The following is a 25,057-nucleotide window of genomic DNA, read 5'->3' on the forward strand; positions in this document are numbered from 1 at the left end:
TCCTCCTCTAAAATTCTTACCATCATACTTATTAAAACTATAATCATATATCATATGATTACTGCAAAATTACATATTAAATATATTATATCATTAAATAATATGCTTTATTACATAGTTTGTTAAATTATTATGATTTTTTTTAATTTTTTGAATTGTTTCCTTGCCACGATTATAATAACATACTATATTCTAAATTTCAACTATATTAGAAGAAAAAAAATGTTATTTCTTATATTTCGACAAGTTTTTCTATTAAGTTCTACAATTTGTGTAAGTAACTTGTTAAAATATGTGAAGTTTTATTCACTTTTTTCAGTATTATACACCCTATTTTTACATTCACTATTAGAACATTCTAAATAATTTCCTTTAGCTTTACTATATTTTTTAACCATGTAATTTCCACATATACCACATTTATCATTTACTGGCTCAAACCAACTAACAAAATCACAATTTGGATAATTACTACACCCATAAAATTTTCTGCCTTTTTTACTTTTCTTAACTAGGATATCTCCATTACACTTAGGACACTTAACATCTAATTTTTGTATTATAGGTTTAGTATTTTTACATTCTGGATAACCAGGACAAGCTAAAAAGTCACCAAATCGTCCATGTTTTATAACCATGTTCCTTCCACATTTCTCACATTTTACATCTGTTACTTTATCTTCAATTGTAATCTTAGATATTTCTTTTTCTGCCTTATCTATCAATTCCTTAAGTGGACTGAAAAATTCATCTACAACCTGACGCCAGTTTTCATTACCTACTTCTACACTATCCAATTTATTTTCCATATCCGCAGTAAATTCTACATCTACTATTGGTTTAAAATATTCTGAAAGAATATCATTTACTATAAATCCTAATTCTGAACCTTTTAATGTTTTCTTTTCTCTTTCAATATATTTTCGTTCTAAAAGAGTTGATATTATAGGAGCATAAGTACTAGGTCTTCCTATCCCATTTTCTTCAAGAGTTTTAACTAAAGACGCTTCAGAAAATCTAGCTGGTGGTTGAGTGAAATGTTGCTTGCCATCTATTGATTTTTCAATCAATATTTCACCATTGTCTAAATTGGGTAATTTTGTGTCCTCATTATCATCTTCTGTAGCATATTCATAAACTTTTATAAATCCATCAAAATGAATAGTAGATCCACTGGCTTTAAATAAATAGTCACCATTTACAATTTGAACAGATGTAACGCTAAGTATACAAGAAGCCATTTGACTTGCTACATATCTATTCCATATTAATGTATATAGTTTGTATTGTTCCTCCGTTAGACTTTCTTTAGCATTTTCAGGAGTTATTTCTATATTAGTAGGTCTAATTGCCTCATGGGCGTCCTGTATATTTTTCTTTCCCTTAAATTGTCTCGGTTCTTCAGTTAAATACTCTTTTCCATACTTATTAGTAATAAAATTACGAGCTATGTCTTGTGCCTCTTTAGAAACCCTAACAGAGTCTGTTCTCATATAAGTTATTAAACCTATAGTACCATGACCTTTTATATCTATACCCTCATAGAGTTGTTGGGATATTGCCATAGTTCGTTTAGTTGAAAAATTTAACTTTTTATAGGCATCCTGCTGCATAGTACTTGTAGTAAATGGAGGTAATGGATTTTTGTTTTTCTGTGTATTTTTTACACTTTTAACTATATAATCCTTACCATCTAATTCAGATATTATTAGATCACTTTCATCTTTACTTGTAATTTCAATTTTTTTATTATTTTTTGAAGCTAATTTCACTAAAAAATTACGTCTTTCCTTGTCTTTATGTAGCATGCATTCTATAGACCAATACTCCTTTGGAATAAAATTTTCAATTTCTCTTTCTCTATCGCATATCATTTTTAAAGCAACTGATTGTACTCTTCCTGCACTAAGCCCCCATTTTACCTTTTTCCATAGTATAGGGCTTATTTCATAACCAACTAATCTATCTAATACTCTTCTTGCCTGTTGAGCATTAACTAAATCCAAGTTTATTTCTCTTGGAGTTTTAATCGCACTCTTAATTGCAGTTTTAGTAATTTCATGAAATTCAATTCTACATTTTTTATCTTCGTCTATTTTCAAAGCATTTAAAAGATGCCATGATATAGCCTCACCTTCTCTATCAGGGTCAGTTGCTAAATAAATTTCATCACTTTTTTTAGCCTGTTTTCTTAATTTGTCTAATAATTCACCTTTTCCTCTTATAGTTATATATTTAGGATTGTAATTATTATCTATATCAACACCTAATTGACTTTTTGGTAAATCTCTAACGTGTCCCATAGAGGCTTCAACTACATAATTTTTACCAAGATATTTTCCTATAGTTTTTGCTTTGGCTGGTGATTCAACAATAACAAGTTTTTGTCCCATCTTATTCTCTGATTTATATCAGAGTCTACACCCCCTATACAGTAATCTAAATTTATATTTATTTATAAATATAAAATATACTATGTTATTAATATATTAAAATACTTATATTTATAATACATCAAACACTATTTGCAATTCTAACATAATAATTACCTGAAAGGCAAGTAATTTGATTTTTAAGTTGCAATTCAAATAATACCCCATATAGTTGTTTTATGTCAATATTGCATATTCTTAATATATCGTTAATATGCACAGGATTACTCCCAATTATGCTATAAATGTTCTTTTCTAAGTTATTTGAAAAAGAAATTTTTTCTTCATTTTTATAAATATATTCAATTTTTAATATATTAAACACATCTTCTATAGTTGTCAATGGGTATGCACCATCTTTTATCAAATTATTTGTTCCTATGCTTCTATTAGAAAGTATAGACCCAGGTACTGCCATTACTTCTTTTCCCTGCTGTAATGCATATGATGCAGTTATAAGTGAACCGCTTTTTTTATTGGCCTCTACAATAATAACTAAATCTCCTAAGGCGCTTATTATTCTATTTCTCAAAGGAAAATTATATGCATATGGTTTTGTAGTTGGAATAAATTCAGATAAAACACATCCACTATTACATATTCTATTATACAAATTTTTATTCGCTTTAGGATAGATTACATCAACTCCACAGCCTAGTACAGCACAGGTAAAACCCGAATTATTAATACAGCTATTATGAGCAATAGAATCAATCCCTTTTGCCATACCACTTATAATAGATATTCCCCTTTCAGACAATTCTTTACCTAAAATATTGGTTACATTTTCTCCATAAAAACTCGAATTCCTAGAACCAACTATAGATACAGTTTTAGTAGAATTCAATTTTTCAATATTTCCCCTATAAAAGAGTATACATGGTGAATCTTCGTACACTTTTAATCTAGAAGGATATAGGACGTCGAAATAATTTACTATCTTTATACTATTTATTTTAATAATTCGTTCATAATATTTTATTTTTTCTTCATTCCAATATTTGATTAAAGTATCCTTTAATGGTTTTTCATCTTCTAATTCATTAAATGCTTTTTCTTTACTCATACAATATTTCCATATTGCTTCACTATGTTTAAACTTTTTAAATATTTTTAGTTTTATTTTTGTAGATAGCCTTACAGAAGAAAACCATATATCATATTTACTCATTAGATCCTCTCCTTTAAATTATTTTATCTATAAATTTTCTATATTGCATTGCCTCTATTAAATCACTTTCTTTTATATTTTCTCTTTCTTCAATATCTGCAATTGTTCTTGACACTTTTAGTATCCTAGTATACACACGAGTGCTAAATTTGAATTTATTATACATTTTCTCTAATAAGTTTTCACAGTTTAAATCTAGAACACAAAACTTTTTTAACATACTACCATTCATTTGTGCATTAGTATTTATATTATAATTTTTAAATCTATTTTCCTGTAATTTCCTTGCTTTAATAACTTTTTGTTTAATCTGTTTTGAGCTATATCCTTTTTTAGTATTTTTTAAATCCTTATATTCTATCTCAGCTACTTGAGAAAATATATCTATTCTATCTAATAAGGCACTAGATAATCTAGAAATATATCTCTTCCTTTCATAATCTGAACAGATACATTCACGAATACTACCATAATTCCCACAAGGACATGGATTTAAGGCTCCAATCATCATGAAGTTGCAAGGATATTCTACAGTACCCGAAGCCTTTGATATTTTAACTGTTCTATTTTCTAAGGGTTGCCTTAAAGAATCTAAAACATTTTTATTAAATTCTAATATCTCATCTAAAAATAAAACTCCATTATGTGCTAAGGAAACTTCTCCAGGCATTAAATTAATTCCTCCCCCAATTAAAGAAATTTTAGTTGATGTATGATGAGGATTTCTAAAGGGCCTATTACTAAATATGCCATAGTTTTCATCTAACATATTAGAAACACTATAAATTTGTGTACATTCTAAAGCTTCTTTATAATTTAAATTTGGTAATACACTAGGAACCCTTTCTGCTAGCATTGTCTTTCCAGTTCCCGGTGGTCCATAAAGTATAATGTTATGATTACCAGCAGCAGCTATTTGTATTGCCCTTTTAGTACTTTCTTGACTTATCACATCCTCAAAATCTAAATATTTTGCATCACTACTATTACTTAGTTCACATTTATATGGTTGTAAATCTTTGAATGTTAAATAATGTACAACTTCTTTAAGATTTGTTAATGGAAATATATCAACGTCTTTTAACATTCCACATTCCCATCTATTTTTAAAAGGTATTATGAATTTATAAATATTATTTTTAATCCCACTTATTACTGTAGGTAATGCTCCTCTTATTCTTCTTAAATCTCCATTAAGGGATAGTTCGCCCATGAATATATATTCCTCTAAGATTTCATCACTTATTTGATTTGTAGCAGCTAATATTCCGATTGCTATAGGTAAATCAAATAAGGTCCCCTCTTTTTTAATATCTGCTGGTGCTAAGTTTATGGTGACTCTTGCTATAGGAAATTGAAAACCTGAATTTATTATGGCTGCTCTAACTCTTTCTTTAGATTCTTTAACAGCAGTATCCCCCATTCCAACTATATTAAAGGTAGGAAGTCCTCTACCTATGTCTACTTCTACTGATATCATATTCCCTTGTATACCCGAAAAAGTTGCTGTATTAATCTTTATAGACAATTTAATCACCTCATCTAAGATTGTTGACCAAAAATTTATTTTTATAATAAAACAGCCATATATTACTATAAATATCAAGTAATATATGGCTGTTTTATGTTAAATAATGGATAAATGTATTTTTTTATAGTATAATGCTATTTATAATAGGAAGGAGACTGGTCATGTATTCATACAATAAAAATATAGGTAATCTAGGAGAAAGCCTAGCAGAGGATTTTTTACTAAAAAACAATTATAAAATTATTATAAAAAATTTCAAATGCAAATTAGGCGAAATAGACATTATAAGTAAAAAGAATAATTATATATGTTTTATAGAGGTAAAAGCACGCCTTCAATATTTTTATGGTGCCCCAAGAGAAGCTGTAAACTATAGAAAACAACAAAAAATTCGTAAAGTGGCTCAAGTATATATTTTAAAAAATCAATTTCATAAGTTTAACTATAGGTTTGATGTGATAGAAATAATATTTAATAGAGACTTAATGGATTTTACCATTAATCATATAAAAAATGCATTTTAATTATAATATATTTCCTAAAAAACTTCTTCTGTGAATATTACAGGGACCAAACTTTTTGAGACCATCTATATGTTTTGATGTACCATATCCAAAATTATGCTGAAAATCATAATAAGAATACTCTTTTGAATATTTCTCCATAAGTTTATCCCTATATACTTTAGCTATTATAGATGCACATGCTATGCTAGCGCTTTTGGCATCTCCTTTTATTATAAATTTATTTTTTATCCCAATATTCCTAATTGCATAACCGTCTGATATAACAAAGTTGGGCTTTATTTTTAAATTTAAAGAAGCATTCTTTAAAACTTCATTGTTACACCAAGATATGCCACTTGAATCTATTCCCTTATTATCTATAGCCCAGAGATTATAGCATATAGCTTTCTTTTTTATTATTTCTGCTAACTCTTGTCTATTCTTTGCCGAAAGTTTTTTTGAATCCTTTATTCCAAATATTAAATCTTTATCTGTTAATTTATCCAAATCTAAAATAACAGCAGCAGCTACTATTGGACCTGCTAATGGTCCTCTACCAACTTCATCAACACCTGCTATATATTTAAACTCACCAAAACTTTTATCGAACGCATACATAGTTTTAACTCTTTTATATTCTTTTTCATATTTGTCTAAAAACTTTATAATACTTTCTGATAAACCTTTTACATTTTTTCTTTTGTCTTTATTTAGGTAATGTGCTATATCTAATAAAGTATTTTTATTTTCATTATTATAATGTTTCTTTATCATATCTGTTTTAGATTTTAATTCAGCATAGGTCATTTTATCCTTTAATTGAAAACATTGGTTAATATCCATAAATACACCTCTCTTTTAAAGTTATATTATGGTCTTTCCAGGGAAATATTTCCAATCTTACCACCTCTAAATTCATCTAATAACATAATGGCGACTCTATTATAATCTATTTCTCCTCTTGCTATAACCGCCCCTCTTTTCCTACCTATATTTTCCATGTTAACAAGAGGGTTTTCATCTAAATCATTTAATTTATATCTTTGCATTAAGTTTTCTGGATAATCATTTTGTAACTTTTCTACAAGTTTTAATGCTAATGTTTCTATATCCATTATTTCATCTTTTATAGCTCCTGTAAAAGCTAAATTTAAACCAACTAAATCATCTTCAAATTTGGGCCAAAGTATTCCTGGAGTATCCATTAATTCTATACCTATTTTAGTTTTTATCCAACGTTTACTTTTAGTAACTCCTGGCTTATCCCCAGTTTTAGCTATATTATTTTTAGCCATTTTATTTATAAAAGATGACTTACCTACATTAGGAATTCCAACTACCATAACCCTATCTGTAATTTTAACTAATCCCTTTGCTTTTAATCTAGAATGTTTCTCTAATAGTAAATCATCAATTGCAGGTTTTATATTTTTTATTCCTTCCCCTGTGACACAATTTACGGATAAGACTTTTGTTTTATCATTAGAAAGTTCTTTTATCCATTTATTAGTTATGTTTTTTTCACTTAAATCACTTTTATTTAGTAAAATAATTCTAGGCTTTAATCCACATATTTCTTCCACGTCTGGGTTAGCACTGGATTTTGAAATTCTAGCATCTCTTATTTCTATTACTACGTCAACTAATTTAAGATTTTCCTTTATTTCTCTCCTAGTTTTTGCCATATGACCTGGAAACCAATTTATTGCCATACTATCTTCCTTTCTTAATTTGCCTTTAAACTAATTTTTCCTGCATCCTTAAAAGGATATACTCTAAGTGTAGCTCTTCCTACCACCATATTATAATTAACAAATCCAACTTTTTCACTGTCTCTACTATCAAGACTATTATTTCTATTATCACCCATTACAAATATAGTGTTATCTGGTATCGTTACTTCATTAAAGTCTTCCATTCTGTGTTCAAATATATAATTTTCTGTTAATTCTTTACCATTTAAATAAAGCTTGTTATTTTCTATTTTAATTCTATCTCCTGGAGTTCCTATAACCCTTTTAATAAATTTTTCCTTTGGATTAGCAGGATATTTTATTACAACTATATCTCCATAAGTAGGTTTTCTAAAATAATAAGAAACTTTTTCTACTATAAGTTTGTCATTATTGTGTAGAGTTGGATACATTGATAGTCCATCTACATTTACTGTTTCAAAAACAAAAGTTATAATTAAAAATGCTGCAACCATAGCTATAATTATCGATTTTCCAAGTTCTATTAATTCCTTTACCATAATATCACCCACCCTAAATATATAATAAAAAAGGGACTTTTAAAGCCCCATTTTTTATCTCATTAATTCTTTAACTTTTGCAGCTTTACCTACTCTATCTCTTAAATAGAATAATTTAGCTCTTCTTACTTTACCTTTTCTTACAACTTCAATTTTTTCGATTGTTGGAACATTAACTGGGAATGTTCTTTCAACACCTACTCCTGAAGCAACTCTTCTTACTGTAAATGTTTCTCTTAATCCACCATTTTGTCTTTTTAAAACTGTTCCTTCAAACATCTGAACTCTTTCTCTTGAACCTTCTTTGATTCTTACATAAACTTTTACAGTATCACCTACATTGAATTCTGGTAAATCTGTTCTAATTTGTTCTGCTTCTATTGCTTTTATTATATCTAACATTGTGCATTCCCTCCTTAAGAATATTTGACGTTCTTGTCTTCAAGATTTATATGTACAAGACAGAGGAGCGCCCGTACTAGCACGAAGTTTATTCTACCATATGTGTGTATTTTTTTCAATATAAAACTATTTTTTTTTATTTATATCAGATAAATTTTTTTTATCTTCCTCTGTTAAATTATATTTTTCAAATAAATCCAATCTTTTTTCTCTAGTAATAATTAAAGATTGAGTTTTTCTCCACTTTTCTATATTCTTGTGGTGTCCTGATAAAAGTATTTTAGGAACTTTCCTCCCTCTAAAATCTTCCGGTCTTGTATATTGAGGATACTCTAATAGTCCATCATAAAAAGATTCTTCCATAAAACTTTCACTTCTACCTAATACTCCTGGAATAAGCCTACATATACTATCTATTATAGGAATACATGCCATTTCTCCTCCTGTCAATATAAAGTCACCTAAAGAAATTTCCATATCTATATAATTATAAACTCTTTCATCTATACCTTCATAATGACCACATACAAAAATTAATTCTTTTTCCTTTGAAAGTTTTTTAGCTATTTCTTGATTAAATGTTTTTCCTCTTGGCCCTAGAAAAATTACTTTTCCCTTATTATATTTTTGTACATTAGTTATAGTATCTACTATAGGTTGAGCTGCCATTACCATGCCTGCTCCTCCACCATATGGATAATCATCAACTTTTTTATGTTTATTTAAAGTGAAATCCCTTATATTAACAGTGTTAAGCTCTATTATATTATTGTTAATAGCTCTACCTATAATACTGTGGTTGAATATTTTAAACATTTCAGGGAAAAGCGTTAATATTTCTATTCTTCTAGCCATTGCTTCACTGGTTTTATTATTATTTTTTCTTTATTAATATTAATTTCAACCACAATACTCTTTAATACAGGAATCATGAGTTCTTTCTCTCCTTTTACCCAATACACATCATTATTTTTAGTTTGTATTACATCTACTACTTTCCCAAGATATAGTTCATTTTCATCAAATACATTACATCCTATTATATCTGATATAAAATATCTACCTTCTGGTAATTTAATAGCATTTTCTCTTGGTACTTTTATAAACTTATTTTTATATTTTGTAGCTTCTTCTATAGTATCTATTCCTTCTATTTTTAATATTACTCTATCTTTTTGAAATTTACATCCTAATATAGTTACTTCGTTACCATCTATATAAACTTTATGCAAGTCATTAAATCTTTCAACGTTATCTGTTAATGAATAAACTTTAACTTCCCCTTTAAGACCATGGGTATTTACAATTTTTCCTACATTTAAATACTTTTCTTTCATATTTAATACTCCTTTTCAAAAAAAGAGTTAGGCGCACCTAACTCTTTTTAGATTAAATTATTTCTACAACAACTCTTTTGTTTTCTTTAATCGCTGCTGCCTTTACAACAGTTCTAATAGCTTTAGCTATTCTTCCCTGTTTTCCTATTACTTTGCCCATGTCTTCTGGTGCAACTTTTAATTCAAGTATAACAGATTGTTCTCCAACAATTTCATTAACTTGAACCATTTCAGGGTTATCTACTAGTGACTTAGCTATAATCTCCACTAACTCTTTCATGTACTACACCCCCGTATTACTTAGCAAGCTTTTCATTTAATCCAGTTTTTTCGAAAAGCTTTTTAACTCTATCTGTAGGCTGAGCACCATTCTTTACCCAATTTACAGCTTTTTCTTCATCTATTTTAACTGTAGCTGGTTCAGTTGTTGGATTATAATATCCTATCTCTTCAATAAATCTTCCATCTCTTGGAGATCTTGAATCTGCAACAACAACTCTGTAAAAAGGAGCTTTTTTAGCACCCATTCTTTTTAGTCTTATCTTAACTGCCATGTATTTCACCTCCTTCAAAAAGTATGTGTTTATCTAAAATGGTAATTTACCAAATAAACCTTTTTTCTTAGAAAAACTTTTTTGCATTCCCTTCATTTGTTTCATCATCTTTTTCATATTTTCATAATCTTTTAAAACTTTATTCACTTGTTGTATAGTCGTACCTGATCCATTAGCAACTCTTTTTTTCCTAGAAGGAGAGCCACTTAAAACTGAAGGGTTTTTTCTTTCCTTTACAGTCATTGAATTTATGATTGACTCTATTTTTTTTAATTCTTTTTCTCCTTGATTTAAATCTACTCCTTTAAGTTCTTTTGAACTTACACCTGGAAGCATTTCAATAATTTTATTTAATGGTCCTAATTTTTTCATTTGCTGCATGGCTGCTAAAAAGTCCTCAAAATTAAACTCTTGATTTATTAATCTTTTACTGATTTTTTCAGCTTCTTTTTCATCAATAGCTTGTTGAGCCTTTTCTATAAGAGTTAAAACATCTCCCATTCCTAATATTCTAGAAGCCATTCTATCAGGATGGAAAACTTCTAAATCACTCATTTTTTCACCAATACCAGCATATTTTATTGGCTTAGAGGTCATAGCTTTTATTGACAGAGCAGCTCCACCCCTCGTGTCACCATCTAACTTAGTCAAAACAACTCCTGTAATATCAAGTTGTGAATTAAAACTTTCTGCTACATTTACTGCATCCTGACCAGTCATAGAATCAACTACTAATAAAATTTCATTTGGTGATGCAACTTCTTTTACATCTTTAAGTTCATTCATAAGTTCCTCATCTATATGTAATCTTCCAGCTGTATCTACTATAACTACATTATGTCCCTCTTCTTTAGCATGTTTAATAGCAGCTTTAGTTATATCCACTGGCTTAACCTTATCCCCAAGACTAAACACAGGTATTTCTATTTGTTTACCTACCACTTGTAATTGTTTTATAGCTGCTGGTCTATATACATCACACGCAACTAGCAACGGTTTTTTATTGTTTTTTCTCAATTGTAATGCTAATTTTCCTGCCATAGTTGTCTTACCTGCACCTTGAAGACCAACTAACATTATTACTGTAATACCATTTTGAGTAAAATTAATGGTACTTTCCTCATTTCCCATAAGTTGTATAAGCTCATCATTAACTATTTTGATAACTTGTTGAGCTGGAGTAAGACTTTCTAAAACTTCTTTTCCCATACACTTTTCACTAACACTTTTTATAAAATCTTTAACTATTCTATAGTTAACATCAGCTTCTAAAAGTGCCAATTTTACTTCTCTCATAGCTTCTTTTATATCTTTTTCCGTAAGTTTCCCCTTACCTTTAAGTTTCTTAAGGGTATCTTGAAGCTTAGAGGTTAATCCTTCAAAAGCCATATTAATCCTCCTAAATATTATTGATAAGTTCATCCCTTATTTTTTCTATACTTTCAATACAATTTTTATCTTTACAATTTTTTTCTATATTATTTAATTCATGTATCATCTGCTTCTTAAACTTTTGTGTATTCTTACTTTTCTGCATAAGTTTTAATTTTTCTTCATATTCTAGCAAAAGTTTATCACATCTTTTTATTGAATCATAGATTGCTTGTCTGCTAGTATTAGTATGTTCTGATATTTCTGCTAATGAAAAATCTTCATTATAATACAAATTCATAACATATCTTTGCTTTTCTGTTAAAAGCACATTATAATAATCAAGCAATAATGACATTTTTATTCTTTTATCCATAGGGCTACAGAACCAAATATCTGTTAACTCACCCCTTTTTTCTTTTTATCTAACGAAATATATAATACCAAACTAAAAAAAGGCTGTCAAGTATTTTTACTTAACAGCTTAACTTTTTTTAAAATAATGCTTCAACAAATTCTTTAGGATTAAATTCTTGAAGATCTTCTATGCCTTCACCAACCCCTATAAGTTTTACTGGAATATTTAATTGATTTTTTATAGAAATAACTATTCCACCTTTTGCAGTACCATCAAGCTTGGTTAATATTATACCATCTATACTACACACTTCCATAAATTGTTTAGCTTGTTCTACCCCATTTTGTCCTGTAGTAGCATCTAAAACTAAATAAGTATGTTTTATTGCATAAGTAAATTCTCTTTCTATAACTCTATTTATTTTCCCTAATTCATCCATTAAATTTTTCTTGTTATGAAGCCTTCCAGCAGTATCGCATACAAGCACATCAATATTTCTAGCCTTTGCTGCTTGAATAGCATCAAATATCACAGCTGCAGGGTCAGATCCTTCTTGATGCTTTACTATGTCTACTTCAGCCCTATTGCTCCATACTTCTAATTGATCTATTGCCGCTGCTCTAAAAGTGTCTGCTGCTGCCATAAGTACTTTATATCCCTTATTTTTTAAATTAGCACTAACTTTACCTATAGATGTAGTCTTACCTACTCCATTTACCCCAACTATTAACATAATCTCCGGAGTTTTTTCTGGTTCAATAGTACTCTTTTTCTCTCCAAGCATTTCTATTAATACCTCTTTTAAACATGGTTTAACCTGTGTTGGATCTTTTATTTTCTCTTCTTTTATTTTCTCTTTAAGCTTATCAATAATATCAAGTGAAGTTTCTACTCCAATATCAGAGGTTATTAAAATCTCTTCTAACTCTTCATATAGTTCTTCATCAATTGTTACATAAAGTTTTAACATATCACTTATTTTATCTGTAAAATTATCCTTTGTCTTAGTAAGCCCCTGTTTTAACTTATCAAAAAAATTTCCAAACATCTAAATTCACTCCTTATTTAGTCAAATCTACTGAAACTATTTTAGATACTCCCTTTTCTTCCATAGTTACTCCATATAATACATTACTTGCTTCCATAGTGCCCTTCCTATGGGTTATTACGATAAACTGTATATTCGTAGAGAATTTTTTTAAAAACTCAGCATATCTAGAAACATTAGCATCATCCAATGCTGCTTCAATTTCATCCAATATACAAAATGGAGTAGGTTTCATTTTTAATATTGAAAATAGTAATGCTATTGCAGATAAAACCTTCTCTCCTCCAGACATAAGATTTATATTCTGAAGTTTTTTACCTGCTGGCTGAACTGCTATATCAATATTTCCACTTAATTCATCACCTGAAGACAATCTTAAATCTGCGTTTCCTCCCTTAAAAAGCTCTTTAAAAGTTTCATTAAATAACTGCCTTAACTTATTGAAATTTTCTTTAAAAACAACCTTCATTTTATCAGTCATTTCCCATATTACATTTGAAAGCTCATCTTTTGCTTTAATTAAATCCTCCTTTTGTCCATTCATAAAATTAAATTTTTCTTTTACTTCTTTATATTCTTCGATAGCTGCTACATTTACTAATCCTAAGGAAGATATATTGTTTTTTAAAATTTCAATAGATTTTTTATATGTATCAATATTGCTTATAGGCTCTTTATAGTCTATGGCTTGAGCATAATTTAATTCATTTTCATCATTTAATTTATCATAAAGTCCCTTTTGTTGTTCTTCTAATTTAGCCAAGTTAATTTCATATCTATGTAGTTCATTTTCTTGTTTATTTTTAACTATAGATATTTCTTCTAATTTATCCTTATTTATATTTATTTGATCCTTTATTTTTATAATTTCAATTTCATTTTCTTTAAAATTTTCTTCTAGTTTCTTTAAAAATTCAGTAATTCCATCATTATTATTTTTGTTTTCCAAAATATTTTGTAAACTACTTTTTTTCTTAACGTCCCAATCTTTTATACTTTTCCCCATCTCTACAATTTTGTTGTCAAGTTCTTCTATATCTTTATTTAATCTATCTAAATCTTTTAATCTACTTACAACAACTTCGTCTATTTGAGCTTCTTTTATTTTATATTTTGTAAGATGATCCCTTATTGATTGTATATTATTTTTACCACTTTCTAATGATTTTTCTAAATTATTTATATCATTTTCATTTTGCTTTTGAAAACATTGCAACTTTTCTAAACTTTTATCCCTTTCTTCTATTTCTTTTAAACTTATATCTATATCATTTTGTACTATCTTTATTTCATTATTAGATATATAAAGCTTATTTTTTAATTTAAAACTATCCTCACCTATAGCCGAGAGTTTTTCTGTAAGCTTAGTTATTTCGATGTTCTCAGAATAAACTTCATCTTTTAAATTTAAACATTCCTCATCTAAAAGTTTAATATTTGTCTTATGGGCATAAATTCTTTTATTAATACTATCTATTTGAGATTTAATATCTGATATTTTATATTTTAACTCTTCTATTTCTCTTTTTCTACCTATAATACTTGTATTTTTACTATGAAATATACTTCCTCCAGTTAAAGAACCCCCTACATTTATAACTTCTCCTTTAATTGTAACTATTTTATAACTATAGTTAAGTAATTTGGCTATAATTAAAGCGCTATCCATATCATTAGAAATTATAGTCCTACCTAGTGTATATTCTATAGCTGCAGCGAATTTAGGATTATATTGTATTAGTTCACTTGCAATACCTATATATCCGTGAGTATTTTTTGCTTTTTCGTTAATAAAACTTTTCTTCCCTCTTATTATATTTAGAGGAAGAAAAGTTGCTCTCCCCATATTTCTATCTTTTAAGTATTTTATCAACAGTTTTGCAATTATTTCATTTTCTGTTATTATATCAGAAATTGCTCCCCCTAACGCAATTTCTATAGAAGTCTCTAATTCTTTTTTAACAGTTATAATTTCACCTAATACAAAGGCATTATTATAAACTTTTTCTATTTTTTTATTATCTATATCTTGCATAAGATTTTTTACTGATTTATTATAACCTTCATATTTCTTTTCTAGACTCATAATAAAATTCAAGTTTGCTTCTGATTTATTATATATAGTATTTAATTCTTTTAAGTTTTTTTCATCCCTTTCTAATAGGGAAGTTATACTCAAGATTTGTTTTTTATCATCTCTAATCTTATTTTCATAAACTTGAATTTTTTCTCTTAGTTTTCTAATTTCATTTTTTAATATTTCAGAAGTACTAGAATTGATTTTTAAAGAATTTGCATAACTTTCGCAAGAAGATTTAACATCCTTTAATTTGATTTTCAATGTGTTTATATTGTTATTAAGTATAGATATTTCATTATTAGTATTTGAAATACTACTTAAATAATCTATTTGATTATCTTTTAGCTTCTTAATCTTATTTAATTTTTCTTCCATGGAATTATTAAATAAGATAACCTTATTTTCCTGTTCAGCAATAAATCCATTAATTTCTTTTAATTGTTCTTTGTATACTAGTAATTCTTTTTCCTGTGAAAGTTTGTTTGCTTTCAATGTAGTCAATTTAACTTTTATTTCATCTAAATCTTTTGAAGTTTTAAATATATACTCTTCGAAATTTTTTATCCTTTCTGAAAATATATTTATATTACTAATTATTTGGTTTTGCTTCTCTTTTTTATTGTAGTAGTCTTTTCTTTCAGTAGATATTTTATTTTCTAAAGTGGTTAATTTTTCATTTAAAAAATCTAATTCTTCTTCCATTTTGATTTTATTTTCATTTAAACAATAGTTTTTATTATTTAATTTCTTTATTTGGATTTCTACATTATTAATATTGTTTTGAATATTTTCTATTAAATGTACAGCTATATTAATCTCCTTTTTCTTAAGTTCATCGCTGTATTTTAAAAATTGTTTTGCTTTTATGCTTTCTTCTCTTAAAGGGTCAAGTCTTTCTTCATAGGTAGTTAATATATCATTTATTCTAACAAGATTTTCTTCTGTATTGTGTAATTTTTTCTCTGCCTCTTCTTTTCGAGTTTTAAATTTTACTATTCCAGCTGCTTCCTCTAATAGACTTCTTCTTTCTTCAGGTTTTCCACTTAAAATAGCATCTATTTTCCCTTGTCCTATTATGGAATATCCTTCCTTGCCTATACCAGTATCCATAAATAACTCGTGGATATCTTTAAGTCTACATTTAGTATTATTTATAAAGTATTCACTTTCACCAGACCTATATATTCTTCTAGATATAGTAATATCAGAATACTCAATGGGTAAATCTCCTTTAGTATTATCTAGGGTCAATGAAACTTGAGCTAAACTTACAGGTTTTCTAAATTGAGTTCCTGAAAATATAACATCTTCCATCTTTCCCCCTCTTAGACTTTTTATACTCTGTTCTCCCAATACCCACCTTATAGCATCAGAAATATTGCTTTTGCCACTACCATTAGGACCAACTATAGCAGTTACACCTCTTTTAAATACTAACTCTGTTTTATTTGCGAAAGATTTGAATCCCCTTATTTCAATAGTTTTTAAGTACATATGCTACAACTCTCCCTATCTACCAAATAACATAGGCAACAATCCAATTATAAAAACTATTAATATAAAATATACTAATAACTTTTGCATTTTTTCTCTTTGTTGTTTTCTCATAATAAACACCTCAATGCTAATTATAAATTTTCGTTAACAATATAATAGTTTATATTATATTAAAAAAAATATCAATGTAAAAATAAAAGCCATGTAGTAACATGGCTTTTATTTTATATAATTATTTCAAATTACCTTGGTTCTACTATAAATTTAATAGCAGTTCTTTCTTCCCCCTCTATACTTACTTCAGAAAAAGCTGGAACTACTACTAAGTCAATTCCATTTGGTGCTACAAAACCTCTGGTAATTGCAATAGCTTTCACTGCTTGATTAACTGCTCCTGCACCTACAGCTTGTACTTCTGCACTACACTTCTCTTTTATGGCAGCAGCTAATGCCCCTGCTACAGATTTTGGTTCTGATTGAGCTGATACCTTTAATATTTCCATAAATAACTCCTCCCCATAACTTCATAAAATATAATTTTTATTATTATATTTTTGTATATTGTATATTAAATGTTGTTTATTATATGTTATATGATTCAATATATCTATTCTATAAAAGGTTAAAATATCCTTCTTTGTATTTATTTAAAATATACTGACTTATCGAGATTTTTTTGCATTTTTTATCTGTCTTTATTATTATATCACCTGAATTAATGCTTCTATTTTGTATTACATTGACTCTTGATGTATTTAATTTAGATATAGTGTCACTAAAAAATCTCTTTTTATCTGAATATAACTTAGAAATATCCTTACTGTTTATTTCAATAGTTATATATTTATTCTCCTCATTTACTAATTGTTCAAATAAAATATCATTTAATATACTACTATCTACTAATTCTCTAAATGCTGCATGGAAAGGTCCAGCCACAACTTCCTTCCCTAAATTAATCTCTTCTGTAGGCTGTAATCCTACTCGTATAACTTTTATATTATTAGCTAAGAGCATACCATATACTATTTTAGTTATTTTTACCGCTTCCTCTAAAGAGTATGGCTTATACTTCTTAGATAAAAACATATTCTCCATGGGAGTGTTTTTAACTACTAGGGAAGGATAAATTCTACAAATTTCAGGGGCCATTTTAATAATCTTTTCTGTAGTTTCTATATCTTTTTTAAAATTATCTCCAGGTAGTCCAAGCATTATTTGATGACCTAATAAAAAACCATAATCTTTTATTAGTTGAGATGCCCTTTTTACATCTTCAGCCCTATGTCCTCTACCAGATTTAATTAAAACTTCTTCATCCAAGGATTGTATACCTAATTCTATTATATCCACTGAATATTTTTTTAGATTCATAAGTATATCATGGTTAATGTAATCCGGTCTAGTAGACAACCTTATATAATTAATTCTCCCATTCTTTTTATATTCCTTTGCTACACTTAATAATTCATTTTGTTTTTCCATTGGAATAGCTGTAAATGTACCGCCAAAAAAAGAAACCTCTATGGTAGTATCCCTAACTATCTTTATAGTTTTTAAATAATTCTCTATTATACCTTTAGTATATTTGTAATTAACTATATTTTTACTACCAGTTATAGCATTTTGATTGCAAAACACACAATTGTGTGGGCAACCCTCATGAGGTACAAAAATAGGTATTATATAATGTGATTTACTCATTTTTACCCTCCAATTTTCTTACAGCTTCTTTAGCAGCATTTTGTTCTGCTTCTTTTTTACTATATCCCATTCCTTCACCAAGAACTTCATCATTAATATTAACTTCAGTATAAAATTTTCTTCTATGAGGAGGTCCTTCATATTTTAATAAATCATAAGTTATATTTACTTCTCCATGTATCTGAAGCTTTTCTTGGAGTTTGGTTTTATAATCCATTACTATCTCATTTCTCATAGCTTTAAAAATTATGTCTTCAAAGTTATGTAATATGAATGTTTTAGCACATTTAAAACCTCTGTCTAAATATATGGCGGCTATTATAGCTTCTACACAATCAGAAAGTATAGACATTCTATATCTTCCCCCTGTTAACTCTTCACCTTTGCTCATGTTTATATATTGTCCAAGATCCCATTTTTTAGATACCTCAAACAAAGAACTTTCACATACAATTAATGCTCTTTTTTTTGAAAGCTCCCCTTCACTTTTATTTTTATAATTTTTAAATAAGTACTCTGTAATCACAAGTTGTAATACAGAGTCTCCTAAAAACTCTAATCTTTCATTATATTTTATATTTTTCTTTTCGTTTGCATAAGAACTATGAGTAATTGCTGTAGATATTAAATCCATATTTTTAAATTCTATGCCTAATTTATTTTCTAACTCTGAAATATTATACTTATTTTCCATATATTCTAAACTCCTTCTAAAAGTTTATTCTTCAGTTTGCTAAAACTAGTAAATTCAAGAATAAACTTAATAAATATAAAGTCCCGTATTTATAACGGGACTTTTGAAACTATTCTTCAGTATGAGATTTTATGTATTCTACTACATCTCCTACTGTGGATATCTTTTCAGCATCTTCATCTGGTATTTCTAAATCAAATTCAGTTTCCAACGCCATTATTAATTCAACAATGTCAAGAGAATCTGCTCCTAAATCATCTATAAATGAAGATTCCATTGATATTTCTTCTGGGTCTAAGCCTAACTGTTCTGAAATTATATCTTTAACTTTATTAAATGCCATAATTTTCACCTCCACAAAAATCTTATACTTAGATAATATTATATAATATTCATAGCGTCAATATTATTAATTATCATTTATTTTTATTAGTTCCTCTTTAATATTATTAATAATATTGCCATTATGAAAATTTATACACTGCCTTATTGCATTTCTAAATGCTTTTTTATCAGAACTCCCATGAGCTTTAACGCATATTCCTTCTACGCCTAAAAAAGCTGCCCCTCCATATTCTTTATAATCAAATTTTTTCTTTATATTTTTAAAAGTAGGTTTTAAAAGTACCCCTCCTAATTTTCCCAAAAATGAACTCATTATTTCACCTTTTATTATATCAAATAAATTAAAAGCAGTACCTTCATACATTTTTAATACTGTATTACCTGTAAAACCATCACAAACTAAAACATTTACATTCCCAGCTGGTATTTCCCTTGGTTCTACATTCCCAACAAAATTTAAATTGGCTTCTTTTAAAAGATGGTATGTATTTTTAGTAAGTTCATTTCCCTTTTCTTCTTCAGTTCCAATATTTATAAGACCTACTGATGGATTATGTATATTCAATATTTTTTCGAAATATACCTTTCCCATAAGCGCAAATTGAACTAAATTTTTGGGTTTACACTCAGCATTTGCTCCTACATCTACAACCATAAATGGTGAATTTTTACCGGGCATAATAGGTGCTAAAGCCGGCCTGTCAATTCCCTTGATTCTTCCTATAATAAATAAAGCTCCTGCCATAAAAGCTCCTGTACTTCCTCCAGAAATTACTGCATCTGCCTCTTTATTTTTAACTAACATTAAAGCTTTACTTAAACTAGAATCTTTTTTTCTTCTTATTGCCATAACCGGTGGGTCATTTGGAGATATAATATCCTCTGCATTTATTATGGATATTTTTCTCTTATCATATGTATATTTGCTTAACTCATTATTTATTAATTTTTCTTTGCCTGTAATAATAATAAATAAATCACTAAATTCTTGTATTGCCTCTACGCATCCAGCTACAACTTCTACTGGAGCTAAGTCTCCTCCCATTCCATCCACTGCAATTATCAATGTAGTTCACTTCCTTCCTAAAATAGAAGATTAAATACTTTTTCCTACACTATTTTTTAATAATCTTCAATTGATTATTAAAAAAAGAAAGTCAAAAGACTTTCTTATTTTTCAGATGCTACAACTTCTTTACCCTTATAAGCTCCACAGTTTTTACAAACTCTATGAGCAAGTTTCATTTCATGACACTGAGGACATTCTACCATTCCTGGTAAGCTTAATTTGAAAGTTTGAGCTCTTCTTGAATCTCTTCTAGCCTTTGAAGACTTTCTTGCTGGATTTCCCACAGTCAACACCTCCTTAGTTAGATGTAAACAAATCTTTAAGCTTTGCTAATCTTGGATCTATATGTTCTTTTTTACAATCACAAGTTGAATTATTAAGGTTAATACCACATTGAGAGCATAAACCCGAACAATCTTCCTTGCAAAGCCTTTTAATCGGTAACATTTCAATAAGGTTATATTCTATAACCTCTGTGATGTTTATTTCATCACTATTTATAAAGATGCAATCATCATCTTTATTAACTACATTATTTGAGAATTTTTCATAAATGTCAAGTTCTACATTTGTAGAAAATTTCTCTAAACATCTTGAACAAACAAGTTCAACTGTTAAAATGGCAGTCCCTTCAAGGTGTAGTATATCATCTATTAATCTTAATTTTCCATTAAATTTAATAGGTCCTATAAAATTAATGTATTCTATACCATCATAAAATCCATCTTCTTTTAAATTTACATCTAGATTTTTTTTAAATATTTTCTTCTTCAATATATCTGACACATCAATTTTCATATTAATCACCTCAACGCATTAGCCACAATTTATTATATAAAGATGATGATTAAAAGTCAAGTTTTATTTATATTTTGTTAAAACATGAAAAATTTATTATCTATTTTCTGTAATTTCTTTTGTATCCCTTGCTATCATAAGTTCTTCATCTGTTGGTATTACAAATACTTTAACATTAGAATCATCAGTACTAATAACTTTTGCAAATCCTCTGCCCTCATTATTCTTCTTTTCATCTATATTAATTCCTAAGAATTCTAACCCTTTGCATATTTCTGTTCTGCTATCTGCTGCATTTTCTCCAAGGCCAGCTGTAAATACAACACAATCCACTCCACCCATAGCTGCAGCATAAGAACCTATACATCTTTTTACTTTATAATGGAATATTTCTAACGCAAGTTCAGATCTATGTTGTCCTTTTTCAGCTGCATTTTCAATATCTCTAAAATCACTGCTAACTCCTGATATTCCATATACACCTGATTTTTTATTTAATAAATTATTGATTTCATCGATATTTAGATTTAATTCTTTCATTAAGAAAGTAATTATAGCAGGATCAATATTTCCTGATCTTGTTCCCATCGCAATACCTTCAAGTGGAGTAAATCCCATACTGGTTTCTACTGATTTTCCACCATCTACAGCACATATACTAGCGCCATTTCCTAAATGACAAGTAATTATTTTTAAATCTTTTACATTCTTACCCATCATATTTGCAGCCACCTGAGACACATATCTATGTGATGTTCCATGGAAACCATATTTTCTTATTCCGTAATTTTTATAAAGTTCATATGGTAATGGGTAAATATATGCATACTCTGGTATAGTCTGATGAAATGCAGTGTCAAATACAGCTACCATTGGAGTATTAGGCATTAAAGCCTTACATGCATTTATACCTATAATATTTGGTGGGTTATGTAATGGAGCTAGCTTTATACAATCTTCTAATGATTTCATTACTTCATCGTCTATTAGAACAGACTGTGCATATTTTTCTCCACCATGTACAACTCTATGTCCAACTGCTGATATTTCTGACATATCAGTTATAACACCATGTTTATCATCCTTTAATGCTTCTAACACTAATTTTATAGCATCTTTATGATCTTTCATTGGTTGTTCAATAACATATTTTTCTTCATTGGCTTTCTGAGTAAGTATTGATCCCTCTATTCCTATTCTTTCAACTAATCCTTTCGCTAATGCGTTTTCATTTCCCATATCTATTAATTGATATTTTAATGATGAACTTCCACAATTTATTACAAGTATTTTCATTTATATTCTCCCTTCCAAAACATATGTATATTAATAATTCAATAGAATATAGTAAAAAAATATTTTTCAATTTTTTCTTACTATATTCCCGTGTATTTATATTTTAATTTGATTGAGCTTGAACTGCTGTTACAGCTACAACATTAACTATATCTTCAGGACTACACCCTCTTGACAAATCATTTATTGGTTTTGCAAATCCTTGAGTTATAGGTCCTATAGCTTCAGCATTAGCAAATCTTTGAACTAATTTATATCCTATATTTCCAGCTTGTAAATCTGGGAATATTAAAACATTGGCTTTCCCTGCTACGTTACTATTAGGAGCTTTTAAATTAGCAACCTTTTCTACAATAGCAGCATCTAATTGTAATTCTCCATCTATATCTAAATCTGCTCTCATTTCCTTTGCCAGTTTTGTTGCTGTAGTAACCTTTTCTACTAATTCATGACTTGCGCTTCCCATTGTTGAAAAAGATAGCATAGCCACTTTTGGATCCAAATTACATAATCCCTTTGCTGTTTCAGCAGTAGATATTGCTATTGAGGCTAACTGTTCTGAAGTTGGATTTGGATTTACTGCACAATCTGAGAATAATAATAATCCATCTTCTCCATAGCTTGATTCTGGTACTAACATAATAAAGAAACTTGATACAACTGATGCTCCAGGGGCAGTTTTTACTATTTGAAGTCCTGGTCTTAAAAGGTCCCCTGTAGTATGTATTGCACCAGAAACCATTCCATCTGCATCATTTTCTTTCACCATCATAGTTCCAAAATATAGCTCATCTCTAATTACCTTTTCTGCCTTTTCAAGTGTCATTCCCTTGTTTTTTCTTAATTCATAAAGCTTTTCTGCATAAGAAGCAGTCTTATCTGATGTTTGTGGATCAATAATTTCTGCTCCTTCTAATGAAACTTTTAAAGATTTAGCCTTATTAAGAATGCTCTCCTTATTTCCTACAAGTATTATATCTGCAAGCCCATTTCTTAAAATCATTTCACAGGCCTTTATATTTCTTTCCTCTTCACCTTCAGCAAGTACAATTCTTTTTTTATTTGATTTTGCCTTTTCCCAAATTTGTTCCATTAATTTCATGTTAAATTCTCCCTTCGGTTATTTTGTTGCTACACACATATATAATATAAGACTTTTTATACATGATTTTCAAGTGTATTCTTAAAAAAATTTATCAATATTTAATTCTCATATACATATTATTGACAGAAATTTTTAAAAAAAGTATAATATTTTTAAAATTATGTGTTAAATTATTGTCAATGTTTATATATAATATACTTTAGTTTATAATAGATATACTTAAATATCCATTACATTAAGGAGGTAATATTTTGAAAGTTACAGGTATAATTGCAGAATACAATCCATTTCATAAAGGTCATCTATATCATGTTACAAACACAAAAAAAATATGTGCTTCTGAAGCAGTTATAGTAATTATGAGTGGTAACTTTGCACAAAGAGGAATACCTACATTAGTAGATAAATGGACTAGAGCCCAAATGGCTCTTTTAAACGGTGTGGATTTAGTAATAGAGCTGCCTACCGTGTATAGCTTATCTTCTGCTGAATTTTTTGCATTTGGAGCTATTAGTTTATTAAACAATTTAGGAATAGTAGACAATATATGTTTTGGAAGTGAGTCTGGTGATATAAATGAGCTAAATGAAATAGCAAAAATATTAATAGAAGAACCAATGGAGTATAAAGAATCACTAAAAAAATATTTAAAGGAGGGATACACTTATCCTTCTGCAAGATCTGCTGCTTTGAAAGAATATTCTTTAAATAAAACGAAATATTGTCTGCACTTTAACAACGTTTTATGTCAATCTAACAATATTTTAGGTATAGAATATATAAAAAATTTATTTAAATTAAATAGTAAAATTAAAAGTTTCACCATAAAAAGATGTGGAAGCTCTTACAATTCGAAGAGCTTAGAGGAAGAATTTTCAAGCGCAACCTCTATTAGGCATTCACTAAAAACGGATTCTTCTATAAAGAAAATAGAAAAATATATCCCAGAAAATATTTTAAATATGTTATTAAATCTTAAAAATAATAATTATAAATTTGTTTTTCAAGATAACATGTTTAAATATATAAAATATAAATATTTATCGGGAATCAAAACCATAGAAAATCTTCCAGATGTATCAGAAGGGCTTCATAACAGAATATATAAAAACCTTCTATATTGTAACTCTCTAGATGAGCTAACAAAGGCTATAAAAACTAAGAGATATACATATACACGCATAAGCAGGTTATTATGCCAATACTTTTTGAATTTTGATATTTATGATACTTTTACTTTAAGACAAATGCCATGTCCTTATGCACGAATATTAGGTTTTAATAAAAAGGGAAGTAATTTACTTAAAGAGATGAAAAAAAAATCTTCTATTCCTATTTACACCAAACTTCCTAAAGATGTAAGCTCCACTTTAAATTTAGATATACAAAGCACAAAATGTTATAGTTTACTAAATAAAAGTATAGACCCACTTTCTGACTTTAAACAAAAACCTATAATATTAAAGTAATAAATTCCCCTTACTAAAATATACATATATTAAATT

Annotated in this window: 27 protein-coding genes; 2 read left to right on the top strand and 25 right to left on the bottom strand. The window is 28.1% G+C overall.

The annotated features are described in order from the left end of the window. Nucleotides 1-302 precede the first annotated feature (302 nt). The 3 genes from topA to EJL03_RS09530 form a co-directional block, all read right to left on the bottom strand. Nucleotides 303-2,393 carry a type I DNA topoisomerase gene (topA, locus tag EJL03_RS09520; protein WP_125153745.1) on the bottom strand — a complete coding sequence of 697 codons (2,091 nt, stop codon included), beginning with the start codon at nucleotides 2,391-2,393 and terminating at the stop codon, nucleotides 303-305. A gap of 121 nt (nucleotides 2,394-2,514) precedes the next feature. Beyond that, nucleotides 2,515-3,603 carry a DNA-processing protein DprA gene (dprA, locus tag EJL03_RS09525; protein WP_125153746.1) on the bottom strand — a complete coding sequence of 363 codons (1,089 nt, stop codon included), beginning with the start codon at nucleotides 3,601-3,603 and terminating at the stop codon, nucleotides 2,515-2,517. 13 nt (nucleotides 3,604-3,616) lie between these two features. Then, a complete protein-coding gene (locus tag EJL03_RS09530; RefSeq protein ID WP_125153747.1) occupies nucleotides 3,617-5,131 on the bottom strand; it encodes a YifB family Mg chelatase-like AAA ATPase in 1,515 nt (504 codons plus the stop codon). Between the two features lie 164 nt (nucleotides 5,132-5,295). On the opposite strand from EJL03_RS09530, the gene EJL03_RS09535 reads away from it, so the two are divergent. Continuing rightward, on the top strand, nucleotides 5,296-5,658 hold the full coding sequence (locus tag EJL03_RS09535) for a YraN family protein (RefSeq protein ID WP_125153748.1): 363 nt from the start codon (nucleotides 5,296-5,298) through the stop codon (nucleotides 5,656-5,658). Here EJL03_RS09535 and EJL03_RS09540 read toward each other — a convergent pair whose 3' ends face one another. The 22 genes from EJL03_RS09540 to pta all read right to left on the bottom strand — a co-directional run bounded on the left by EJL03_RS09540 (nucleotide 5,659) and on the right by pta (nucleotide 23,549). Further along, entirely contained in the window at nucleotides 5,659-6,483 is an 825-nt protein-coding gene (locus EJL03_RS09540; protein WP_125153749.1) for a ribonuclease HII, read from the bottom strand. It lies immediately after the preceding gene. A gap of 26 nt (nucleotides 6,484-6,509) precedes the next feature. Beyond that, nucleotides 6,510-7,352: a ribosome biogenesis GTPase YlqF gene (ylqF, locus tag EJL03_RS09545; RefSeq protein WP_125153750.1), complete on the bottom strand. Its 843-nt coding sequence runs from the start codon at nucleotides 7,350-7,352 to the stop codon at nucleotides 6,510-6,512. A gap of 14 nt (nucleotides 7,353-7,366) precedes the next feature. Beyond that, nucleotides 7,367-7,894: a signal peptidase I gene (gene lepB / locus EJL03_RS09550; RefSeq protein WP_125153751.1), complete on the bottom strand. Its 528-nt coding sequence runs from the start codon at nucleotides 7,892-7,894 to the stop codon at nucleotides 7,367-7,369. 54 nt (nucleotides 7,895-7,948) lie between these two features. Beyond that, nucleotides 7,949-8,296 (bottom strand): 50S ribosomal protein L19, encoded by a 348-nt coding sequence (gene rplS / locus EJL03_RS09555; protein ID WP_125153752.1) that lies wholly within the window; start codon nucleotides 8,294-8,296, stop codon nucleotides 7,949-7,951. A gap of 126 nt (nucleotides 8,297-8,422) precedes the next feature. Next, nucleotides 8,423-9,151: a tRNA (guanosine(37)-N1)-methyltransferase TrmD gene (gene trmD, locus EJL03_RS09560; protein ID WP_125153753.1), complete on the bottom strand. Its 729-nt coding sequence runs from the start codon at nucleotides 9,149-9,151 to the stop codon at nucleotides 8,423-8,425. Beyond that, nucleotides 9,136-9,633, bottom strand: coding sequence for a ribosome maturation factor RimM (gene rimM / locus EJL03_RS09565; protein WP_125153754.1), 498 nt, complete (start codon nucleotides 9,631-9,633; stop codon nucleotides 9,136-9,138). Before rimM ends, trmD begins: the two co-directional genes overlap by 16 nt. Nucleotides 9,634-9,685: 52 nt before the next feature. Then, nucleotides 9,686-9,913: a KH domain-containing protein gene (locus EJL03_RS09570; protein WP_125153755.1), complete on the bottom strand. Its 228-nt coding sequence runs from the start codon at nucleotides 9,911-9,913 to the stop codon at nucleotides 9,686-9,688. A gap of 16 nt (nucleotides 9,914-9,929) precedes the next feature. Then, a complete protein-coding gene (gene rpsP, locus EJL03_RS09575; RefSeq protein WP_125153756.1) occupies nucleotides 9,930-10,187 on the bottom strand; it encodes a 30S ribosomal protein S16 in 258 nt (85 codons plus the stop codon). Nucleotides 10,188-10,220: 33 nt separating this feature from the next. After that, entirely contained in the window at nucleotides 10,221-11,576 is a 1,356-nt protein-coding gene (gene ffh, locus EJL03_RS09580; protein ID WP_125153757.1) for a signal recognition particle protein, read from the bottom strand. A 10-nt stretch (nucleotides 11,577-11,586) separates the two neighbouring features. After that, nucleotides 11,587-11,934 (bottom strand): putative DNA-binding protein, encoded by a 348-nt coding sequence (locus EJL03_RS09585; protein ID WP_125153758.1) that lies wholly within the window; start codon nucleotides 11,932-11,934, stop codon nucleotides 11,587-11,589. Between the two features lie 118 nt (nucleotides 11,935-12,052). Further along, nucleotides 12,053-12,964 (bottom strand): signal recognition particle-docking protein FtsY, encoded by a 912-nt coding sequence (gene ftsY / locus EJL03_RS09590; protein ID WP_125153759.1) that lies wholly within the window; start codon nucleotides 12,962-12,964, stop codon nucleotides 12,053-12,055. 13 nt (nucleotides 12,965-12,977) lie between these two features. Next, on the bottom strand, nucleotides 12,978-16,538 hold the full coding sequence (gene smc, locus EJL03_RS09595; protein WP_125153760.1) for a chromosome segregation protein SMC: 3,561 nt from the start codon (nucleotides 16,536-16,538) through the stop codon (nucleotides 12,978-12,980). A 15-nt stretch (nucleotides 16,539-16,553) separates the two neighbouring features. Beyond that, complete coding sequence (locus EJL03_RS09600) at nucleotides 16,554-16,652, bottom strand: DUF4044 domain-containing protein (protein ID WP_125153761.1); 99 nt, start codon at nucleotides 16,650-16,652, stop codon at nucleotides 16,554-16,556. 131 nt (nucleotides 16,653-16,783) lie between these two features. After that, nucleotides 16,784-17,044: a stage V sporulation protein S gene (locus tag EJL03_RS09605; RefSeq protein WP_125153762.1), complete on the bottom strand. Its 261-nt coding sequence runs from the start codon at nucleotides 17,042-17,044 to the stop codon at nucleotides 16,784-16,786. A gap of 109 nt (nucleotides 17,045-17,153) precedes the next feature. Further along, nucleotides 17,154-18,245, bottom strand: a complete 1,092-nt coding sequence (locus tag EJL03_RS09610) for an elongator complex protein 3 (RefSeq protein WP_125153763.1) — start codon at nucleotides 18,243-18,245, stop codon at nucleotides 17,154-17,156. Further along, nucleotides 18,238-18,939: a ribonuclease III gene (gene rnc / locus EJL03_RS09615; protein WP_125153764.1), complete on the bottom strand. Its 702-nt coding sequence runs from the start codon at nucleotides 18,937-18,939 to the stop codon at nucleotides 18,238-18,240. The genes EJL03_RS09610 and rnc overlap by 8 nt, the downstream gene beginning before the upstream one ends. A 109-nt stretch (nucleotides 18,940-19,048) precedes the next feature. Beyond that, entirely contained in the window at nucleotides 19,049-19,282 is a 234-nt protein-coding gene (gene acpP / locus EJL03_RS09620; protein ID WP_125153765.1) for an acyl carrier protein, read from the bottom strand. Between the two features lie 66 nt (nucleotides 19,283-19,348). Further along, nucleotides 19,349-20,350, bottom strand: coding sequence for a phosphate acyltransferase PlsX (plsX, locus tag EJL03_RS09625; protein ID WP_125153766.1), 1,002 nt, complete (start codon nucleotides 20,348-20,350; stop codon nucleotides 19,349-19,351). A 104-nt stretch (nucleotides 20,351-20,454) separates the two neighbouring features. Continuing rightward, nucleotides 20,455-20,637 carry a 50S ribosomal protein L32 gene (rpmF, locus tag EJL03_RS09630; RefSeq protein ID WP_125153767.1) on the bottom strand — a complete coding sequence of 61 codons (183 nt, stop codon included), beginning with the start codon at nucleotides 20,635-20,637 and terminating at the stop codon, nucleotides 20,455-20,457. A 13-nt stretch (nucleotides 20,638-20,650) separates the two neighbouring features. Next, the gene (locus EJL03_RS09635; protein WP_125153768.1) at nucleotides 20,651-21,151 is read right to left on the bottom strand and encodes a YceD family protein; all 501 of its coding nucleotides are present in this window, start codon (nucleotides 21,149-21,151) and stop codon (nucleotides 20,651-20,653) included. Nucleotides 21,152-21,247: 96 nt separating this feature from the next. Then, complete coding sequence (locus EJL03_RS09640; RefSeq protein WP_125153769.1) at nucleotides 21,248-22,447, bottom strand: acetate kinase; 1,200 nt, start codon at nucleotides 22,445-22,447, stop codon at nucleotides 21,248-21,250. Between the two features lie 103 nt (nucleotides 22,448-22,550). Then, nucleotides 22,551-23,549, bottom strand: coding sequence for a phosphate acetyltransferase (pta, locus tag EJL03_RS09645; protein ID WP_125153770.1), 999 nt, complete (start codon nucleotides 23,547-23,549; stop codon nucleotides 22,551-22,553). A gap of 254 nt (nucleotides 23,550-23,803) precedes the next feature. Between pta and EJL03_RS09650 the strand changes: the two genes are divergently transcribed. Beyond that, the gene (locus EJL03_RS09650) at nucleotides 23,804-25,021 is read left to right on the top strand and encodes a nucleotidyltransferase (RefSeq protein ID WP_125153771.1); all 1,218 of its coding nucleotides are present in this window, start codon (nucleotides 23,804-23,806) and stop codon (nucleotides 25,019-25,021) included. Nucleotides 25,022-25,057: the final 36 nt, after the last annotated feature.

It is taken from the genome of Clostridium rectalis (genome assembly GCF_900626095.1).
Taxonomy (GTDB): domain Bacteria; phylum Bacillota; class Clostridia; order Clostridiales; family Clostridiaceae; genus Clostridium_AS; species Clostridium_AS rectalis.

Excerpts from the sequence above, each read along its gene's own strand:
- EJL03_RS09540 (WP_125153749.1), bottom strand. The coding sequence starts at position 6,483 with ATGGATATTAACCAATGTTTTCAATTAAAGGATAAAATGACCTATGCT.
- ffh (WP_125153757.1), bottom strand. The coding sequence starts at position 11,576 with ATGGCTTTTGAAGGATTAACCTCTAAGCTTCAAGATACCCTTAAGAAA.
- rnc (WP_125153764.1), bottom strand. The coding sequence starts at position 18,939 with ATGGAAAATAAGTATAATATTTCAGAGTTAGAAAATAAATTAGGCATA.
- topA (WP_125153745.1), bottom strand. The coding sequence starts at position 2,393 with ATGGGACAAAAACTTGTTATTGTTGAATCACCAGCCAAAGCAAAAACT.
- EJL03_RS09640 (WP_125153769.1), bottom strand. The coding sequence starts at position 22,447 with ATGAAAATACTTGTAATAAATTGTGGAAGTTCATCATTAAAATATCAA.
- lepB (WP_125153751.1), bottom strand. The coding sequence starts at position 7,894 with ATGGTAAAGGAATTAATAGAACTTGGAAAATCGATAATTATAGCTATG.
- EJL03_RS09535 (WP_125153748.1), top strand. The coding sequence starts at position 5,296 with ATGTATTCATACAATAAAAATATAGGTAATCTAGGAGAAAGCCTAGCA.
- rimM (WP_125153754.1), bottom strand. The coding sequence starts at position 9,633 with ATGAAAGAAAAGTATTTAAATGTAGGAAAAATTGTAAATACCCATGGT.
- EJL03_RS09635 (WP_125153768.1), bottom strand. The coding sequence starts at position 21,151 with ATGAAAATTGATGTGTCAGATATATTGAAGAAGAAAATATTTAAAAAA.
- smc (WP_125153760.1), bottom strand. The coding sequence starts at position 16,538 with ATGTACTTAAAAACTATTGAAATAAGGGGATTCAAATCTTTCGCAAAT.
- ylqF (WP_125153750.1), bottom strand. The coding sequence starts at position 7,352 with ATGGCAATAAATTGGTTTCCAGGTCATATGGCAAAAACTAGGAGAGAA.
- trmD (WP_125153753.1), bottom strand. The coding sequence starts at position 9,151 with ATGGCTAGAAGAATAGAAATATTAACGCTTTTCCCTGAAATGTTTAAA.
- EJL03_RS09570 (WP_125153755.1), bottom strand. The coding sequence starts at position 9,913 with ATGAAAGAGTTAGTGGAGATTATAGCTAAGTCACTAGTAGATAACCCT.
- dprA (WP_125153746.1), bottom strand. The coding sequence starts at position 3,603 with ATGAGTAAATATGATATATGGTTTTCTTCTGTAAGGCTATCTACAAAA.
- rpsP (WP_125153756.1), bottom strand. The coding sequence starts at position 10,187 with ATGGCAGTTAAGATAAGACTAAAAAGAATGGGTGCTAAAAAAGCTCCT.
- EJL03_RS09585 (WP_125153758.1), bottom strand. The coding sequence starts at position 11,934 with ATGGATAAAAGAATAAAAATGTCATTATTGCTTGATTATTATAATGTG.
- pta (WP_125153770.1), bottom strand. The coding sequence starts at position 23,549 with ATGAAATTAATGGAACAAATTTGGGAAAAGGCAAAATCAAATAAAAAA.
- rplS (WP_125153752.1), bottom strand. The coding sequence starts at position 8,296 with ATGTTAGATATAATAAAAGCAATAGAAGCAGAACAAATTAGAACAGAT.
- acpP (WP_125153765.1), bottom strand. The coding sequence starts at position 19,282 with ATGGCATTTAATAAAGTTAAAGATATAATTTCAGAACAGTTAGGCTTA.
- EJL03_RS09600 (WP_125153761.1), bottom strand. The coding sequence starts at position 16,652 with ATGAGAAAACAACAAAGAGAAAAAATGCAAAAGTTATTAGTATATTTT.
- EJL03_RS09605 (WP_125153762.1), bottom strand. The coding sequence starts at position 17,044 with ATGGAAATATTAAAGGTATCAGCTCAATCAGAACCAAAATCTGTAGCA.
- ftsY (WP_125153759.1), bottom strand. The coding sequence starts at position 12,964 with ATGTTTGGAAATTTTTTTGATAAGTTAAAACAGGGGCTTACTAAGACA.
- EJL03_RS09610 (WP_125153763.1), bottom strand. The coding sequence starts at position 18,245 with ATGAGTAAATCACATTATATAATACCTATTTTTGTACCTCATGAGGGT.